An 18,704-nucleotide genomic window follows, 5' to 3' on the forward strand; every position below is an offset into this window, starting at 1 on the left:
CTAGACAAAATGACACCAAATGAGTTTTACTATGATCAGCTACCCCAACAAAACAAGGTGGCTTAACTAGAGCGGAATATCACTTATAAATACGCTTTTAGTTGTTCAAACAAGTGGAACCACCTCTTATATACGGTTAGCAATTTAAGGATGCTATGTTATCAATTCAAATTACTAGAGATGACAAATAATGTATCGCATGACGATCTCACAAGCAAAAAAATCACTCAGAATTGATTTCCCTATAAAAGTCAGCTTTTTATATAGAGTTAGCAGAATTAACAGGTATAAAAATCCCTTTTTCTAAAAACTATAGTTTCAGCAGATGCTTTTGCTTCATATTGTCCGACAAAAAGCTCTATTATGTTTGATAAGCACATAATTTGACCTGTATTGATATGGTCTGAATTATAAAACGCTTTATGCTGACAACATAATAAATAGACAGTTGTACATTAATATTACTGTCTGCGGATAAGGGGATAAAAATGACAAGTATGCCGACCTATCAGCCGCATTGGGTTCGTGAAGATTTCATTGATTTTATTGGTGAAAAAATCCATCCAACCTGGGCGTTTAAAAAAGTTAAAGCGGCCATTATGGGCATTCAGGCCATCAGTCCTGACTTTTTCAAGATTCACTTGCGCCCGAATCATAATTTTAAAGCCAGGTCATTTCAGGCTGGCCAGCATATTGCAGTAACAATAAGACTCGATGGTGTACGTCATCAGCGATATTATTCTGTGGTGACGGTATTAAAAAATGGTGATCTGATTATTGCGGTGAAACAGCAAGGCAAAGTGTCACGCGCCTTGAGCCAGATGCAAATCGGGGCTGTCATTGAAATTTCGCAGCCGCAAGGTGACTTTATACTGCAAAACTCTAGCCAGCCAACCTTATTTCTGGCATCCGGCAGTGGTATTACTGCAATATATTCCTTGCTGCAAAAAGCAGTGATCCAGTCCCTGGAACAGATCGACCTGATTTATTTTACTCGCGATGATGCCTTTCATGCTGAATTGAAAACCCTGGCTTTAATGCATCCAAACTTGAAATATCATCATTTTAATACACGGGAACAGCAACAGCATCTGAATCAAAGATTATTGCAAAAACTGGTGCCAGATGTTGCAGAACGAAAAATATATGCCTGTGGCTCTGCCGGGATGATGAAGGCTGCACTTAGAATTGTAGAAAAACTGGATTTGAAATCCAATTTTCATTCGGAATATTTCCAGATTGTGGTCGATGAAAAAATTAAGGCGCAGCCAGTACAGTTTTTAAGATCGCAGCAAGTGTTTCAGGCTCAGTCCAACTTGCTGGAAAGCGCTGAAAATTCAGGCCTGCGTCCTGCTCATGGTTGCCGGATGGGAATCTGTAATACCTGTTCCTGTACCAAAGTCAGTGGCTCGGTGCGTAATGTCCTGACCGGTGAGGTTGATCATGGCAATAACACCCAGATTAAACTTTGTATTTCCCAGGCGATGAGTCCAGTCGTTATTAATTTATAAGCCAGTATTAAACGAATAAAAAGGTGCTCCCATGAATATGCAAATTGATTTTAAACGACACAGTAAGTCGCAATTTCTCAGTCCTGAACAGATTGAGGAGTTTGGTGCTAAAGTCGATGCGATCCGCCGCGAGGTCATGGACGATCTGGGTGAAAAAGACGCCAATTATATTTATAAAATCCGTAATTTTGTCCGTTATAGCGAAATTGCATCCCGAGGCATGTTGATGTTTGCTGGCTGGTTGCCACCGGTTTGGCTGGCAGGGACAGGGCTGCTTGGCATCTCCAAAATTGTGGAAAATATGGAGCTGGGACATAATGTCATGCACGGTCAGTTCGACTGGATGAATGATCCGACCCTGAACGGAACCACCTATGACTGGGATACGATTTCCACAGGAGATGACTGGAAATATACCCATAACTATATTCATCATACCTATACCAATATTGTCGGGATGGATCATGATGTCGGTTATGGCCTGATTCGGGTCAGTGAATCCCAAAAATGGGAACCACGTTTCCTGTTGAATATTCCACTGGGCATGCAGTTAATGGTGTTTTTTGAATGGTATGTCGGCCTGCAACGCTTGCATCTGGAAGATGTGATTGCCTATAAAACCAAAACCTGGAAAGAAGTTTGGAAAGAAGCGGCTCCACTGCGTCAAAAAATGCGCCGTCAGGTGTTAAAAGATTATGTATTTTTTCCAGTGATTGCTGGCCCGAATGCCATTCCTGTGTTTGCCGGAAATGCTGTAGCCAATGTAATTCGTAGTCTGTGGGCGTCTGCGGTGATTTTTAATGGTCATTTTACGGAAGATGCTGAAACTTTTGAGATGGACAATACCGACAATGAAACCCGTGCTGAGTGGTATTTACGCCAGGTTCGTGGTTCGAGTAATTTTACCGGGACGGACTGGCTGCATATTTTGAGTGGTAATTTGAGCCATCAGATTGAACATCATCTATTTCCGGACATGCCAGCCAATCGCTATGCGCAGGTGGCGCCGAAAGTAAAAGCGCTGTGTGCTGAATATGGCATTCATTATAATGAAGCGAGCTTTATAAAACAGTTTTCTACTGTTTGGGTGCGTCTGGCCAAATGTTCATTGCCGAATCACTGGACTGCACAGATTATTGAAAAAACCCACTCTGCTAAATCTGCATTGAGCTACTTTAAATCCAAAATCATGCCCTAATTTTTAATGTGTGGTATTCACCCGTTTGCTACGCCTCAATAGATTTACATGGTCTATTGAGGCCTTTTTTGCTTTTTTGTCGTTTTAGTAGAAATTGAATCATCCATTTTTATGAATGAAGTATGGAGAGATATTTCAAAAAAATCACCAAAGAAAAACAGATACGGTACTGCTGAAACGCTTTGCCTACAACAACCTGCTTAAGCTCTAGAGGGTTGTCCCTATAATGGCCGCGTTGTCACAATCAAGGTCTCAGTTTTGAAATATCTTCAATTTTTTTCAGGCATCTCATTATTACTGCTTTTAACTGCTTGTAACCTCACAGAAGCACCAGCTCCAGATTATCAAGGAAACTGGAAAAATACGCTGGAAAATCCAAAACTTGAAAATGTATTGGTCATTTCGAAAAATGGTGAAAATTATCTGATTACCAATACGATCAAAGATAAGGAAACCGGTAAAACCGAGAAAAAGAATCCAATGCCCGCTGCAGTGAATGAAAATGGTATGCTTCAGTTGAACGCAGGTGCAGGTATGGTCGATTTCGCAATCGATGAGAAAACCGGAAATCTGGTTGGTTCAGGCTCAATCTATAAAAAAGCCAAATAGGTAATAAGATTTTTAGGCCACAAATAGTATTCAAGATGTCATGAACAAGGATGTTTCATGGCATCTTTTTTAGTGGGTGTTTTTACTGAATAAAACTTAATAATTCAGCAAAATCCTCGACATAATAATTTGCTTTGGCTTTGATCAAATCTATTTCATGAGCGGAGTGCTGATCATAAATTGCCACCACCTCGATGCCCGCATGATTTGCTGCTTCTACACCGACTAACGAGTCTTCAATAATTAGACATTCCTCAGGTCGAAGGTTAAAGGCTTGCAAAACATTCAGATAAACTTCGGGATGCGGCTTAATGTTCTGGACATTTTCACGTGTGAGAATCAAGGCAAAATCATCCTCAAAGCTGATTTTAGAATTAATATTTCGATTGTTATCCTGATAGCGCTGTACATTGAATAAACTGGTGGTGGTGGTCAAAGCCAGTGATATCTGTTGCTGTTTTAAAGCCTGAATCAGGAGGTCTGCCTGAGGTTTTAACTCGACGATATAATCCAGAAAATGTCGGGAAATACTATAACGACGATTTTTTACTTCTTCTTTAGCTGGTTCAAAACCGTATTGTTCTTTTAAAAATCCACAATATTCGAGATAAGGATCTGACATATGTCTCAAGGCGGTAAGTTGAAGATCGCGCTGTTGCTGAATCTGAATCTCATGTAAAACGACTTTTCTGTTGGAGAGCTCATCAATCAGGGCTGCATCTACCTGATTCCAGATGCCTACAGAATCAATCAACGTACCATCTAGATCAAAACAGACCAGCTTTTTATCCTGAAACATATAAGATTTCTCTGTATTTTTACCATTTATTCGGTGGGGCTGAGTATATCGCATACGATTTAAATGTTTAACTGACCTGAGCAAACTGGTTGTAAATTTTGCACTGGAATACTTTTTAATGAATTTATTCATCTGGTAAAAGTATTTTTTATGGAAAATTACAGCGAGTTTAATCCTGAAAATAGTGGCAAAGTGTTATATTTTAATCTGACCATAAATGAACTTATACGGATGAAAGACCTGTCCGAATGATGAGAAAGTTAAAGGAAATGTATTTCTGTGTTTGAACTTGACTGTAAATTGCTCAGTATTTTTTATTATGTCTATAAATTTAAAAACGTATCTCAGGCAGCCGATCATTTAGATATGAGCCAGCCAGCGGTGAGCAATCTGCTGAATAAAATTCGCCAGCATTATGGTGATCCTTTATTTTTACGTATTGGCAATGAAATGCTGCCGACAGACCTGTCCAAACAGCTCTTTCCCTTGGTCAGCGAAGCACTGAGCAAAGTTGAAGCCATTAATAACTTTACTATCAATTTTGATCAGGTCACTTCACAGCAGCGCTTTACACTGGCAATGACTGATGTATCGCATCTGGTACTGTTGCCAAAAATTTCACAGTATCTGAAGCAGCATGCGTCCCATATCCGTCTGAATGTGCGTCCGATTACGTCAGAAACCAGCTATCAAATGGCCAATGGCGAGATTGATCTGGCTTTGGGCTTCTTGCCAAATCTGGAGAATGGCTTTTATCAGCAGAAACTGTTTGAGCAATATTATGTAGTGATCGCGGCGAAAGATCATCCGCGGCTCACGGGTGACAGCATCACGACCGAAGAGTATTTACGTGAAACGCATATCGATATTGATGCCGGGATGGGGCATTACCATATTGAAAATGAATTGCTGAATCTGGAACTTAAGCGTGACATTCTAATGCGTCTGCCAAGTTATCTGGGAGTCGGACTGGTAGTGCAGGAAACCGATGCGATTGCGACCGTGCCTTATTATTTGAGTGAAGTCCTGTTATCACGTGGCAATCTCAAGATCTTTAATGCGCCAATTGCGTTCCCGACCTATTCCGTAAAGCAGTATTGGCATATGTCCTGTCATCATAAAACCAGCCATCAATGGCTACGTAATATGCTGCATGAAATTTTAAGTAAATAACTCTACAGCTTAAATAGTTTGATTGAGTTCTCATCTCTAGATTTTACAATCCCAGTCTTAGCTGGGATTTTTTATTTTGGTACATCTTGATGCTTTTTGCAGAGTCTTGCACCTGAATTGATCAGTTCCATCTCAAAAAAAAGTATTACGAATATAAAAAATAGTATTACCAGTTTGGCACGTCCTTTGCATCTATCTACTCAATCATAAAGTGATCTAGGGTTCCGATACATGAAGATTCATGTAGGTCTGCGACCGAGAGTTCACGGCTTAAGTTTCAAGCTCAAGCTACACGGAGGGATAAAAGCCCGGGAGGTAAACCGTACAAGATTGGGATGGATGCATATGAGCACAACTACTTATCACGAAGATCAAGTCCTCTGGACTGAACGTTTACCGGGTGGACACCACTGGTCAGCACGCATCCAGCGTGGCGCAGTTTTACAACTTAAATCTTTAGGCGCAAATGCCAATGTTTCACTGTTTTGTGTGAATAGCGAAGATAAGCTTGAAGCCTATAACATGCCAGACAGCTTAAAAGGTCAACACAGCGCATTTTTAAGTACAGGGCACATTTTGGCGTCTGATTTAGGTCGTGCGATGATCTCGATTGTTAAAGATGACCATGGTTGGAATGATGCCTTTTGTGCGCCAAGTACCGCACAGCAAATCGAACAACAGTTTGGCAAGCAAAGCTTCCAAGATGCGCGTAACGACATGTACCGCAACGGTAAAGACAGCTTGCTTTTAGAGATGACCAAATTTGGCTTATCGGCGACGGATCTTAGTAGTAGCTTAAACCTATTTTCAAAAGTTGCACCGGATGACAACGGCAACTTGTCTTATGTCGTATCTGACAATACTGATCAAGTAATTGAATTGCGTTTTGAAATGGACTGCTTGGTGTTTTTATCGAGTGCGCCACATGCTCTAGATAATTCGACTGAATATGCACCTGCTGATATTCAACTCTCACTCTTTAAAGCATTACCTTTAGGCGAGACAGATGTCTGCCGTGACTCATGCCCGCAAAATCAGCGTGCGTTTCAAAATAATAACCGCTACTACGCTTTAACTGCTTAAGGGGAATGATCATGACTGCACTCGTAAATCTAGAAAAATCAGTACTTAGCGAAGTTTGTCCTGCCGGTGAAGCATGGATGTGTGAAGTCAAAAAAGGCCAGTATTTCCGTATTGTTGATCTTGAAGGTAATCAAGCGGTGGATACTTTGTTTATTTCCGCACATAACCCTGAAGAGCGTTATAGCGCAACTGATACTTTGGCGATGAACCGTCAAATTTATCTAGAAAAAGGTACGACTTTATATACCAACTTTGGCAATAAAATTGCGAGTATTCATGATGACAACTGCGGTCGCCACGATACTTTAGGCGGTGCATGTTCATGTGAAAGTAACACGGTTCGTTATGCGCATGATAAATATCCAATGCACAGTTGCCGTAACAATTTCATGATTGCATTGTCACAACATCCGATTGCGAAGAAGCATGGTTTAAACGTACGTCATATTGGGCCGAATATTAACTTCTTTATGAATGTGCCTGTCACAAGTGACGGTCACCTGAAATTTGATGATGGTATTTCTGCACCGGGCAAATATGTCGAAATTAAGGCCGAAATGGATTTGATCGTACTGATCTCCAACTGCCCACAACTGAATAACCCATGTAATGCCTACAACCCAACCAAAATTCAACTGATTGTTCGTGAAGGCGAGGTATAAAAATGTTTAATAAAGTTCTCATCGCCAACCGTGGTGCAATTGCATGTCGTGTCATTCGTACCCTTAAAAAATTAGGCATTCAATCTGTTGCAGTCTATTCTGAAGCCGACCGTGATTCATTGCATGTCACTTTAGCCGATGAAGCGGTATTCATTGGTGATGCACCTGCAAGCCAAAGCTATCTGAATGTCGATAAAATCTTAGAAGTGGCCAAACATACCGGTGCGCAAGCGATTCATCCGGGCTATGGATTCCTCTCTGAAAATGCCGAATTCTGTAATCTGTGTGAAGCTCAAGGCATTGTATTCTTGGGACCAAATGCCGAGCAAATGAAAGCTTTTGGTCTCAAACATACTGCACGTGAATTGGCAATTCAAGCCAATGTGCCGTTATTGCCGGGTAGTCAATTACTCGCTGATGAAGCTGAAGCACTGCTTGAAGCGGAACGTATCGGTTATCCTGTGATGCTCAAAAGTACCGCTGGCGGTGGTGGTATTGGTATGCGTTTGGTGTGGAATGCTGAAGAGCTGAAAGATGCTTACACAACCGTGTCGTATTTAGCGCAAGCGAACTTTAAAGATGCAGGCTTGTACCTCGAGAAATTTGTGCAAAATGCGCGTCATATCGAAGTGCAAATCTTTGGTGATGGCAATGGCTTAGTTTTAGCTTTAGGCGAGCGTGATTGTTCGGTGCAACGTCGTAACCAAAAAGTGATTGAGGAAACACCTGCGCCACACATTACAGATGAACAACGTGCTTATATCCAAAACGTTGCGATTCAATTGATGCAGTCAGTGAATTACCGCTCGGCTGGTACGGTTGAATTTGTGATGGATACCGACACCCAAGAATTCTATTTCTTGGAAGTGAATACCCGTCTACAAGTGGAACATGGTGTCACTGAGCAAGTCTTTCGTGTGGACCTTGTGGAATGGATGGTGACCTTAGGCAGTGGTGATTGGGTTGCTCCAACGTCAAAACTTGAGTCGCAAGGTCATTCGATTCAAGTGCGTTTATATGCCGAAGATCCAATCAAAAACTTCCAACCAAGTGCAGGGCTTTTAACGCATGTTGCGTTTGATGCCAATGCCCGTAATGAAACTTGGGTAGAAACCGGCTCCAATGTCTCGTCGTTCTATGACCCGATGATTGCCAAAATTATCGTCACAAGCGATTCTCGTGATTCTGCCATTCAAGCCATGACGGATACTTTGGCTAAAACTTCGGTTGCCGGCATTGAAACCAATCTTGAATATCTGCAAAACATTATTGAGGGTGAGGTCTTTAAAGCAGGCACGCAAACCACACGCTTCTTAAATACCTTTGAGTGGAAAACCCAAAAAATCGAAGTGTTACAAGCTGGTATTCAAACCGCCGTGCAAGATGTCACAGGTCGTTTGGGCTACTGGGATGTCGGTGTGCCACCATCAGGTGCTATTGATCCGCTGTCTTTAAATGTCGCAAACCAATTGTTGGGCAATGCACCGAATACCGCAGGGCTCGAATGTACCCTACAAGGCCCAAGCTTAAAATTCCATTGCGATAGCCAAATTGTGCTTGCAGGTGGTGATATGCCATCGACCTTAGATGGTGTGGCTGTCCCAATGTGGCAAACCGTGAATGTGCGTAAAGGTCAGGTACTTAAATGTGGCAAGATCGCCACAGGTTGCCGTACTTATATCGGGATTAAAGGCGGTCTAAATGTGCCTGAATATTTGGGTTCACAAGCAACCTTCACTTTAGGTCAGTTTGGCGGTCATGCAGGGCGTAATTTACTGATTGGCGATATGCTTCCAATCACAGCATTTACATCCGATGAAGTCAAAGCATTAAATGAAGATCAAATCCCAACATTTTCCAATTCTTGGGAAATTGCGGTGATGTACGGTCCACATGGTGCGCCTGATTTCTTTACCAAAAACGACATTGATACCTTCTTTGCCAACGAGTTTGAAATTCACTTCAACTCCAGCCGTACCGGAATTCGTTTGATTGGTCCAAAACCAGAATGGGCTCGTCAGGACGGTGGCGAAGCGGGTCTGCATCCATCCAATATTCATGACAATGCCTATGCCATTGGTGCGATCGACTTTACGGGTGATATGCCGATTATCTTAGGTCCAGATGGCCCAAGCCTTGGTGGTTTCGTGTGTCCTGCGGTGGTGATCAATTCTGAGCTTTGGAAATTGGGTCAGCTTAAAGCAGGTGATAAAGTCAAATTTGTGCCTGTCAGCTATCATCAAGCGAAATTGCTGAATGAAAAATATCATGCGCAATTAACTGCTGAAGATACGCAAGCTGTGGCATTTGATGAGTCGTTCTATCCTGAAATCAGCACCTTAAAATCTGCCATTTTAGATACTTTAAAAGGTCAAAATGGTACGCCTGATGTGGTGTATCGTCCTGCCGGTAATAATTATATGTTGGTGGAATATGGCGAACTGGTTTTAGATTTAAACTTGCGTTTCCGTATTCATGCGCTGGTGCAATGGGTCAAAGATCAAAATATTCAAGGCATTATTGACCTGACACCGGGCATTCGTTCGCTGCAAATCCATTTTGATTCGACCCAGCTCGATCAGATTGATTTATTGCGTATGCTTCAATTCGCAGAAGAGCAACTGCCTGATGTCACTGAGATGCAAGTGCCATCACGTACTGTGTATTTACCGCTTGCTTGGGAAGATTCACAAACCCAACTCGCAACCGAACGTTATATGCAAACTGTGCGCCCTGATGCACCGTGGTGTCCTGACAATATCGAATTTATTCGTCGTATCAATGGCTTAAAAGACAAACAAGCCGTGAAAGATGTGGTCTATAACGCGAGTTATTTGGTCATGGGCTTGGGCGATGTATATTTAGGTGCGCCTGTGGCAACCCCGCTTGATCCACGTCAGCGTTTGGTGACCACTAAATATAACCCTGCGCGGACCTGGACGCCTGAGAATGCTGTGGGGATCGGCGGTGCGTATATGTGTGTCTACGGTATGGAAGGTCCGGGTGGTTATCAGTTTGTCGGTCGTACCTCACAAATGTGGTCACGCTACCGTAAAAACCCTGATTTTGAGCAAGGTATGCCGTGGTTACTTCGCTTCTTTGACCAGATTAAGTTCTATGAAGTGTCTGAAGCTGAACTCATGCACATGCGTGAAGACTTTAAAGCCGGTCGTCTAAAATTACGCATTGAAGAAGGTGTACTCAACCTGAAAGAATACAATGACTTCTTAACGGAAAACCAAGAGTCGATTTCTGTATTTAAAGCGGTGCAACAAGCCAACTTTGATGCTGAACGTCGTCGCTGGCATGAAGCAGGGCTTGCGGAATATGTATCTGAAAGCCTAGATGCTGTGGATGATGGCGAAGGTGTTGAAGTGCCTGAAGGCGGTTGTGCTGTTGAGTCACATATGCCGGGTTCAATTTGGAAAATTGAATGTCAGTCGGGCGATATTGTCGAAGAAGGTGCAACGCTTGCAGTCATTGAAGCAATGAAGATTGAGATTCCGATTATTGCACCTGAACGCATGAAGGTTGAAGCAATTACCATTGAAAAAGGGCAGACGGTAAAAACGGGGCAGGTGTTGTTTACGTTGGCGCCAGTGGCTTAATGAGATAGGTATAAAAAAGACCGCCTACGCGGTCTTTTTTTCTTTATGAAGCTAAATTATATTTTTGTTCTCGTAATTTAAACGCTCTATCTCCACCTTCAAGAATTTCACAAATATGAGATTTAATTGCTTTTTGACCTAAAGTTGATGAGCAAGATGGGTTGAAATCTAAGGACTCAATACTACCGCCTTTATATTGAAATTTATGATTATTCATATTTGGACTATGAGTCCCATGTTGATTGGCAACAATAATTAGCTCACTATCTGCATTTACCACCACATTTGCGTTGTGAGTCACAAGAATAATTTGTCTTTCCTTTTTCTTTTGTTTTAGGAAAGTAACCAATTCTGAATAGATAGCTCGATTATCTAAGTCATCTTCAGGTTGGTCGATGATAATAGGGCACTTACTTTCACTACAATCTAAAGTCATTTTTAACACTACAAAAGCTTTCTTGCCTTGTGACATTTCATTGTAGTTGTCACCATCATAAATCACGTCAAATTTTATTTTAAACCATGAATTATCAAAGAATTCTTTAGTAAATGTTTCTAAAGTAGTACCACCTCTAAAACGAACTTCTCCTTCTTCTAAGGATTCTACTATTTCATGGTATTTATCTAATAGTTCTATTTGAGAAGTAACTTGCATTTCAGCAAATAGCTTGGCTTTTTCAGGCTGTTGGTTAATTGTTTTTTTGATAAATTCATTGAACTTGAATTTATCAAATATATTCGTTGCAATTATTTGTAGATCTTGGCTGATTGTAATTGATGATATAGCCTGTATTAATTCGGAAGCTACATTGGACATTGATAACCAAATTGTACGTTGAAACTCAGTTGTCAGACTTTCCAAAGATTTTTTTAATTCAGCAATTTTTTCTAAAATATCATCAATTTCTTGAATCTTAGCTTTTTCAATATTTAGCCTTTCTAATAATGGTTTTATAGCGTCAGAAGACCTTAGATAGACTTCGACTTTTTGAAATATGTTAGTACTTTTGATACTTAAAATTTCTTGTTCAACTTTTAGGATCTGATCAGAAATAGTTTTCTGGGATAGCTTTTTGAATTGCTCAAATTGAGTAGCTGTAAATTTTTCTATTTCACTTGCAAAAGATTCAAAGTGTGATTTTACTAGCACATAATTTAAACTAAGTTCAAATGGGTTTAACAGTTGATAGAAATCAGAACTGTGCTTATCTTCAAGTAGTTCTTTAAAAGTAATAAGACCTTCAAGATTTTTATTAAGAATTGTCAAAGTTTCATTCGAAGCATTAAAACTTGCCATTTCTTCTTGAGTTATATTTCCAATATCATTATTTTGGATTTGTATGGATAATTCATTAACTTGATTTTGAATATCATCCTTATTACCTTTCTGTGTCAATTGTGATTGATAGTCAGTTAAAGAGCTTAAAATTGAAAAATAAGTAGATACTTTTCCTGAAATTTCATGTCGTAAAAAATCACTTTGTTCTTTAAATTTAGAGAAAAGCTTATTGTCTTTTTGCTGTATCAAGTCTTTAACTATATCTTCAATACCTTGATCTTTTGACTTTGAATACATATGTCCTTGGTAAAAATATTCAATGGGTCTACTATAATCCTCCTTACCATCTTGCCAAATAATTCTAAAATTTGAACAAAGCTCATCAATATGCTGAGATTGTTCAAGGGAGTTTAGTGCGGTAGGTTTTAATTTATTTGCTAGACATTGTAATAGGGTGGACTTACCTGATGATCGCCCACCGATGATAGAAGTTAAATTACCATTAAAGTAAATTTTTTCGTTTGCAACATTAGTATTATTTAACTCGATATAATCTATTACTTCATATGAGTTTTTTATTTCAGGGCAATGTTGTCCGATATGAACACGACTTTCAGGTTCATGAATAATTTGCTTTAAACCTTCAAAAGTTGGTTCAGCTTTGATCCAACAATAACGATTCATTTTTGGTTCGAATAACTCTTCGAGACAATGAGCATCGCTACCATGAATAGACGGTTTGAGTGAGCGATATTTTGAAATTATTCCCTCAGGGGATTCACTACCTTTTCCTAAAAAATATCTATAGTCCGAAGGTTTTGCAGAGAATAAACCGTCTGCTAATTGATAAATAGAATTTCTAAGGCTATAAACGGATGCATCTTGTTGCTGTAGAAGATCCTCGTGTCCTCTTAAAGCAGAAACACCATCATCACCATTTGCAACAAATACGAGTACTTCATTTCTTAAATTTTTGTTTACTTCAAAAACTTCGATTAATGTGGTGTGAGGAATGCAAAACTGTTCAATCCCTTTCTTGAGTGCTAATTTTTCATCATCTTTTTGATGCTCTAAAAGGTATAAACGTCCTAGACTTTTGAGCCCGAATTCATTAAGAGGATATTTGTTTCCATCACCATGTGCCATTTTAATTTGACTTAATATTTGATTCTCAATTTTCTCAATTGCTAGAGGGTTAAAGATTAAGTGCAAATTAATCAAAGTGCTTGAACTTGTTGTTGGTGAAATTCTTAACTCCATGTTGGGTATCAACAAAATTTTAGATATAAGAGCTTTTTCATCACTATCAAATTCACTACGAGAATCAATTTCCGCTTGGAACTTTTTTACTTCTTTATAATTATCAACACTAAAATAGTCCGTGATACCAATAACTTTTATATTTCGTTCTAAGGCTTTTCTGAAAAGCTGAACACAGTAGTCTTCAAAAGAAATATCCCCAAATTTATCATTTTTGGCTGTACCTTTTGTATGGACATGTAAGTCCCAACGTCCCCACTCAGAGCCACGGCTCATCACTTTTCCCCTTAATATAGTTTTAAAGAACAATTGTTTAATTATTAGATTAATTGTAGATAAATATTGTTTGGAAAAGAACCTATATGGAGGGTTTTTCTCAATTTAAATATATTTTCCACCGAACAGTTAAATTCTCAATACTATGTATCTAGAAACTATAAGCCTCAAACTAAATTGATATACATCAAAAGTGGTAAACTTATTGGGCAAGTTCAAAAAGCAAATCTAGCCACACTTTGATGCACTCTCGAACCCCAATGGTGCAAAATGGGCTATTTTTTAGCCGCACTTAATAAAATTAAATCATCCTTATTCTGGTTTATATATGTATGTGATCGATTTTAAAAGTATTCTGCTTAAATCTATTCTATTTTATATTGTGGCACGCTTAATGCATTTATTTATATACAACATAAATAGAGGAGAGCAATACACTTGATCACTCATAAGCACAAACATCGGTTAACCATTCATGTATAAAAAGAATAGCAAGGACATGAGCAATCAAAATGGAATAAACCGGTGAAATACAAAACTTACTTTTGCTTTAGAACAAGCCCCATCTCACTGTTATGGGGCTTTTTTTTGCCCTTTTATGTAAGTTTATTCACCTTATCCAAATAACTAAAAATTGGCACGTTTTCTGCATTTTCCTAAGTAATACGAAATTTTGGTTTTGTAATATTTACAGGAGATGCACATGAACAATCCGACATCAAATAAAAAAATGCATCCATGGCTTCACTTTTTGGTTGAGCTGCTCAGCGTACGCGCAGGCTTTCACATTAAACAGTCTTCCCAATACCAACCCAAGGATCAACATCGTGCCTAAACAAAAATTGGCACGGATCAGTATTACCGTGCCAGAAACCACGCTACATGCGATGGACCAAAAAATTGTCGAGCAGCATTATGAAAGCCGTTCACAGGCCATTGTCGACATGATTAACCGCCACCTGATTGATGATCTGGTGATTCGCGATGAAGTCATGGTCGGCACACTCACCTTGCTCTACGACGTCAGCCTGAAACCTCTGCGCAGTCAGCTGGTCGATCTGCAGCAGCAGTATCTGGCGCAAGTGATCAATTCACTTCATATCCAGTTGGATGATGAAAAAATTTTGCAAGTCATGCTGATGCAGGGCGCGAGTAGTGATCTGAAAGAAATTAGCGAACAATTTATTGCACTGAAAGGCGTGATTAAAGGCCATCTCGAACTGATGGATGCCGTCATGCCGCCCATTCCACAAAATACCGAACACACTTAAGGAGAACAGCTGTGCACAACTTATGGACTGTACAGGACTGGCAACACGCCTACCAGAATAACAATATCCAGCTTAGTGACCTGATTGAGTATGTAGCCGAGTTGAATAATGACGATCATGCCTGGATATCAATTGCGACAGCAGCACAATTACAGGCACAAATTGATGCATTGACTGGTGCAGATATTGAAAGCTTGCCACTTTATGGGGTGCCATTTGCAGTCAAGGACAATATTGATGTTGCAGGGTTCTATACCACAGCAGCATGTAAAGAGGCAGCTTATCTGGCGACTTCCGATGCAACAGCAGTAGCCAAATTAAAAGCTGCCGGCGCGATTGTCGTGGGAAAAACCAATCTGGACCAGTTTGCGACGGGTCTGGTCGGTGTGCGCTCCCCATACGGCGCGGTGAAGAACAGCTTTAATCCTGAATATATCAGTGGTGGTTCGAGTTCGGGTTCCAGCGTGGTGGTAGCCAATGGATTAGTACCATTTTCACTGGGTACAGATACTGCAGGTTCAGGACGTATACCAGCAGGGCACAATAACATTGTCGGACTCAAACCGACCAAAGGCTGGTTTTCGACTACAGGCCTGATTCCGGCTTGTCGCACCATCGATGTGATTTCGATTTTTGCATTAACGGTGGATGATGCCTGGCAGGTGGCGCAAGTCATGCAAGGCTATGATGCTAGCGATGATTATTCCCGGGTACATCCTCAAAATGTACCGAGCCAATTTTCAAAAGGGAAAATTGCCATTCCGGATACACTGGAATTTTATGGCGATGCTGAAACTGAAAAAGCATTCCAGCTGGCGATCGCACGTGTACAAAGCTTGGGTTATACGGTTGAGCCGATTGATTTTGTTCCATTTCAACAGCTGGCGACTGCACTTTACAACCGCTCTTGGGTGGCTGAACGTACCAGTGCCGTGGAAAAAATGGTGCAACGTGAGCAGACCCATCCGGTAATTGGCCAGATTATAGCGCAGGCAGACCGGTTCAGTGCGGTCGATGCCATGCAGGATGAATATGAACGCGCCCGCCTGAGCCGTATCATTCAAAATACCTTGACGGATTATGATGCATTGATGGTGCCTACCGCACCTACCATTTATCGCATTACAGAAGTAGAAGCGGACCCTCTGGTAAAAAACAGTCACATGGGCGCTTATACCAATTTTGTCAATTTTGCCGATCTTTCGGCTTTGGCGCTACCCAATAGCATTCGTGCCGATGGTTTGCCAACGGGCGTGACCTTTATTGCACCAGCCTGGATGGATGAAGCACTGGCCAAATTCGGGCAAAAATGGCAGCAGGCGAGCCAGTTAAAGTTAGGCACATCTGAACTTAGCTATGAAAAAACAACTGAAATCTCATCGGGTCACAGCGTCAAACTGGCTGTCGTCGGTGCACATCTAAGCGGAATGCCGCTGAATTTTCAGCTGACCACACGCGGTGGCACCCTGATCAAGCAGACCCGGACTACTTCGCATTACAAACTGTATGCATTAAAAAATACCACACCGCCAAAACCCGGCCTGCAATACAGCGCTAAAGGTTGTTCAATTGAAGTCGAGGTCTGGGACATTCCACGTGCATTGTTTGGCGACATTGTCGCTGAAGTACCGGCACCACTCGGGATTGGCAATGTACAGCTCAGCGATGGCACATGGGTCAAAGGTTTTATTTGTGAAGGCTATGCCTTAGAGGATGCAACAGATATTAGCCATTTTGGTGGTTGGCGCGCCTATATCGAATCTAAAAAAGTCAGCAATACCAAGTTTAAATGCGCATGCATAGGGGAAATCGCACGATGATTAAAAAAGCCTTGTTGTCAGCATCTGTACTGACCACGATTTTATTAGCAGGCTGTGACAATACAGCCAAAGTACCGGAACCAAAAGCCAAAGCTGAAGGCAGCGTGAATACCAAGCCCATTACGATCGGTTACAGTGATTGGCCGGGGTGGGTGGCATGGCAAGTCGCGATTGAAAAAGGCTTCTTTCAAGAGGCAGGGATCAATGTTGAGTTTAAGTGGTTCGATTATTCAGCATCGATGAGTGCTTTTTCGGCCAATCAACTTGATGCCGTTTCGGTATCCAATGGCGATAACTTGGTGATTGCATCCGGTGGTACCAAGGGCATCATGATCATGGCGACCGATTATTCAGCCGGGAATGACGTCATTATTGCTAAAAATGGCATAAATTCGATTCAAGAACTAAAGGGCAAGCAAATTGCGGTCGAAAAAGGCTTAGTTGATCATCACTTGTTAAATACGGCTTTAAGCGATGCGGGTATTGCACATACTGATGTGAACTTGGTCAACGCGGTCACCAATGAACTACCACAAGTCTTTTCAAGTCCTGATGTGGCTGCGATTGCGGTATGGCAGCCGGTGGCCAATCAAGCCTTGAAAGCCGTTGCAGGTTCCAAGATTATTTATTCCTCTCAAGATAAACCTGGTCTGATTTATGACACTTTAACGGTCAATATGACGCATTTGTCTGCACACAAAGAAGAATGGAAAAAAATCATTCAAGTGTGGGATAAAACGGTGAAATATATTAATGATCCAGCCACACGTCCTGATGCCTTAGCCATTATGGCAAAACGCGTTGGTCTTGAAGCCGATCAGTATGCACAGTTTATTGAAGGGACGCATTTATTGGATTTGGCAGCCAATAAAAAGGTATTTGAAAAATCGAACAACTTTGATTCACTCTATGGTTCAAGCTATCACGTCAATGAATTTAACTTTAAAAATGGTGTATATACCCAAAAAGTCGATGTAGATGGGGTCATTTATCCCGAACTTGTACAATCTTTACCATAATCTTTTTTATACAGGCTTTTCGTATCGAAAGGCCTTTTTTCGTTAAGGGGGCTGTATGTTAAAAAAATTATCTCTTTCTGTGTTGGTTGCTTCAAGCTTAATTCTCGTAGGCTGTAGCAAATCATCAGATACCACAACTGAAGCAAAAGCAGTCAATTCAAGTACTGCTCCGATCCGTATCGCCTATAGTGAATGGCCGGGTTCACTCGCTTGGGAAGTGGCAAAGGCAAAAGGATGGTTTGAGGAGGCAGGCTTAAATGTACAACTTGAATGGTTCTCCGACTATAACGCATCAATTCAAGCCTTTTTGGCAGGCAAAATTGATGGGGCGAGTGTCGCCAATGGCGATAACTTTATGCTGTCTTCACAAGGTGTGAACGGGAGCATTATTTTGGTCAATAGTATGTCGACCGGAAATGATATCATTATTGCGAAACCGGGCATTGAGTCTGTTAAAGAGCTTGCAGGGAAAACCGTTGCATTCGAGAAAGGCTTGGTCAGTGAATTGTTCTTTACCACCGCGATGGAGAATGAAGGTCAAGATCCGAGCAAAGTCAAAGTCGTTAATGCGGTGACCCAAGAACTATCACAAGTCTTTAATACACCAGGGATTGATGCGATCACGCTTTGGCATCCATTTGGTTTACAGGCCCTTAAAGCTGTACCGGGTTCTAAAGTCATTTATGATTCAAGCAAAACACCGGGATTAATTTACGATGTTCTTTCGGTGAACTTGCCAAACATTGAAAAACGTAAAGATGAGTGGACCAAATTGATCGTGGTGTGGGACAAGATTGTGAAATATCTTGAAGACCCTGCGACACGTGCAGATGGTATTAAAATCATGGCAGATCGTGCCGAGATTAAACCTGAACAGCTTGAAAACCTGATGGCGGGTACGACCTTGCTCGATTTAGAAGATAATAAAAAAGTCTTTGTTAAAGGTGATGGCTTGGACTCACTGTATGGTTCTTCTTATAACGTCAACAAGTTCAATATGCGTGTCGGAATTTATTCAGAAAGCCCTGTTGTCGAAAATACCATCTATCCACATTTGGTCAATGCTGCACAAGCTGAATAATCCATCTAAGCTTGATAAAAAAGGGCTTTTTAGCCCTTTTTTATGACTCACGATT

At 40.9% G+C, this 18,704-nt stretch carries 14 protein-coding genes and 1 riboswitch; of the genes, 12 read left to right on the top strand and 2 right to left on the bottom strand.

From position 1 onward, the window contains the following. Window positions 1-488: 488 nt before the first annotated feature. From FTT73_RS16170 to FTT73_RS03165, 3 genes are all read left to right on the top strand, one after another. Window positions 489-1,511: a flavin reductase family protein gene (locus FTT73_RS16170; protein ID WP_005096945.1), complete on the top strand. Its 1,023-nt coding sequence runs from the start codon at window positions 489-491 to the stop codon at window positions 1,509-1,511. Window positions 1,512-1,542: 31 nt separating this feature from the next. Next, complete coding sequence (locus FTT73_RS03160) at window positions 1,543-2,709, top strand: acyl-CoA desaturase (RefSeq protein WP_005096944.1); 1,167 nt, start codon at window positions 1,543-1,545, stop codon at window positions 2,707-2,709. A 258-nt stretch (window positions 2,710-2,967) separates the two neighbouring features. Then, entirely contained in the window at window positions 2,968-3,318 is a 351-nt protein-coding gene (locus FTT73_RS03165; protein WP_180190994.1) for a hypothetical protein, read from the top strand. Between the two features lie 82 nt (window positions 3,319-3,400). On the opposite strand, the gene FTT73_RS03170 is transcribed toward FTT73_RS03165, so the two are convergent. Next, window positions 3,401-4,117 carry an HAD family phosphatase gene (locus FTT73_RS03170; protein ID WP_180190995.1) on the bottom strand — a complete coding sequence of 239 codons (717 nt, stop codon included), beginning with the start codon at window positions 4,115-4,117 and terminating at the stop codon, window positions 3,401-3,403. Between the two features lie 279 nt (window positions 4,118-4,396). Between FTT73_RS03170 and FTT73_RS03175 the strand changes: the two genes are divergently transcribed. From FTT73_RS03175 to uca, 4 genes are all read left to right on the top strand, one after another. Continuing rightward, window positions 4,397-5,290 carry a LysR substrate-binding domain-containing protein gene (locus FTT73_RS03175; protein ID WP_004280389.1) on the top strand — a complete coding sequence of 298 codons (894 nt, stop codon included), beginning with the start codon at window positions 4,397-4,399 and terminating at the stop codon, window positions 5,288-5,290. Window positions 5,291-5,495: 205 nt separating this feature from the next. Further along, window positions 5,496-5,607: riboswitch (guanidine-I (ykkC/yxkD leader) on the top strand. Between the two features lie 28 nt (window positions 5,608-5,635). Beyond that, window positions 5,636-6,373: an urea amidolyase associated protein UAAP1 gene (locus tag FTT73_RS03180; protein WP_180190996.1), complete on the top strand. Its 738-nt coding sequence runs from the start codon at window positions 5,636-5,638 to the stop codon at window positions 6,371-6,373. 11 nt (window positions 6,374-6,384) lie between these two features. Beyond that, window positions 6,385-7,035 carry an urea amidolyase associated protein UAAP2 gene (locus FTT73_RS03185; protein ID WP_005266347.1) on the top strand — a complete coding sequence of 217 codons (651 nt, stop codon included), beginning with the start codon at window positions 6,385-6,387 and terminating at the stop codon, window positions 7,033-7,035. A 2-nt stretch (window positions 7,036-7,037) separates the two neighbouring features. Further along, window positions 7,038-10,643, top strand: a complete 3,606-nt coding sequence (gene uca / locus FTT73_RS03190) for an urea carboxylase (protein WP_005266348.1) — start codon at window positions 7,038-7,040, stop codon at window positions 10,641-10,643. A gap of 43 nt (window positions 10,644-10,686) precedes the next feature. Here the strand turns inward: uca and FTT73_RS03195 are convergent, their stop codons facing one another. Continuing rightward, window positions 10,687-13,458 carry a TrlF family AAA-like ATPase gene (locus tag FTT73_RS03195; protein WP_005266349.1) on the bottom strand — a complete coding sequence of 924 codons (2,772 nt, stop codon included), beginning with the start codon at window positions 13,456-13,458 and terminating at the stop codon, window positions 10,687-10,689. 703 nt (window positions 13,459-14,161) lie between these two features. Between FTT73_RS03195 and FTT73_RS16290 the strand changes: the two genes are divergently transcribed. From FTT73_RS16290 to FTT73_RS03215, 5 genes are read left to right on the top strand one after another with little or no spacing between them, the layout of a single operon-like run. Further along, complete coding sequence (locus tag FTT73_RS16290; RefSeq protein ID WP_004647016.1) at window positions 14,162-14,293, top strand: hypothetical protein; 132 nt, start codon at window positions 14,162-14,164, stop codon at window positions 14,291-14,293. Continuing rightward, window positions 14,286-14,729 carry a CopG family ribbon-helix-helix protein gene (locus FTT73_RS03200; RefSeq protein ID WP_004280384.1) on the top strand — a complete coding sequence of 148 codons (444 nt, stop codon included), beginning with the start codon at window positions 14,286-14,288 and terminating at the stop codon, window positions 14,727-14,729. The genes FTT73_RS16290 and FTT73_RS03200 overlap by 8 nt, the downstream gene beginning before the upstream one ends. An 11-nt stretch (window positions 14,730-14,740) precedes the next feature. Further along, entirely contained in the window at window positions 14,741-16,549 is a 1,809-nt protein-coding gene (atzF, locus tag FTT73_RS03205; RefSeq protein ID WP_005266350.1) for an allophanate hydrolase, read from the top strand. After that, complete coding sequence (locus tag FTT73_RS03210; protein WP_005266351.1) at window positions 16,546-17,568, top strand: ABC transporter substrate-binding protein; 1,023 nt, start codon at window positions 16,546-16,548, stop codon at window positions 17,566-17,568. Before atzF ends, FTT73_RS03210 begins: the two co-directional genes overlap by 4 nt. Before the next feature lie 55 nt (window positions 17,569-17,623). Further along, a complete protein-coding gene (locus FTT73_RS03215; protein ID WP_005222139.1) occupies window positions 17,624-18,649 on the top strand; it encodes an ABC transporter substrate-binding protein in 1,026 nt (341 codons plus the stop codon). Window positions 18,650-18,704: the final 55 nt, after the last annotated feature.

Source organism: Acinetobacter sp. YH01006 (genome assembly GCF_013420445.1).
GTDB classification, from domain to species: domain Bacteria; phylum Pseudomonadota; class Gammaproteobacteria; order Pseudomonadales; family Moraxellaceae; genus Acinetobacter; species Acinetobacter pseudolwoffii.

Coding starts and splice junctions, on each gene's coding strand:
- FTT73_RS16170 (WP_005096945.1), top strand. CDS start 489: ATGACAAGTATGCCGACCTATCAGCCGCATTGGGTTCGTGAAGATTTC.
- FTT73_RS03160 (WP_005096944.1), top strand. CDS start 1,543: ATGAATATGCAAATTGATTTTAAACGACACAGTAAGTCGCAATTTCTC.
- FTT73_RS03170 (WP_180190995.1), bottom strand. CDS start 4,117: ATGTTTCAGGATAAAAAGCTGGTCTGTTTTGATCTAGATGGTACGTTG.
- FTT73_RS03180 (WP_180190996.1), top strand. CDS start 5,636: ATGAGCACAACTACTTATCACGAAGATCAAGTCCTCTGGACTGAACGT.
- FTT73_RS03185 (WP_005266347.1), top strand. CDS start 6,385: ATGACTGCACTCGTAAATCTAGAAAAATCAGTACTTAGCGAAGTTTGT.
- uca (WP_005266348.1), top strand. CDS start 7,038: ATGTTTAATAAAGTTCTCATCGCCAACCGTGGTGCAATTGCATGTCGT.
- FTT73_RS03195 (WP_005266349.1), bottom strand. CDS start 13,458: ATGAGCCGTGGCTCTGAGTGGGGACGTTGGGACTTACATGTCCATACA.
- FTT73_RS16290 (WP_004647016.1), top strand. CDS start 14,162: ATGAACAATCCGACATCAAATAAAAAAATGCATCCATGGCTTCACTTT.
- FTT73_RS03210 (WP_005266351.1), top strand. CDS start 16,546: ATGATTAAAAAAGCCTTGTTGTCAGCATCTGTACTGACCACGATTTTA.
- FTT73_RS03215 (WP_005222139.1), top strand. CDS start 17,624: ATGTTAAAAAAATTATCTCTTTCTGTGTTGGTTGCTTCAAGCTTAATT.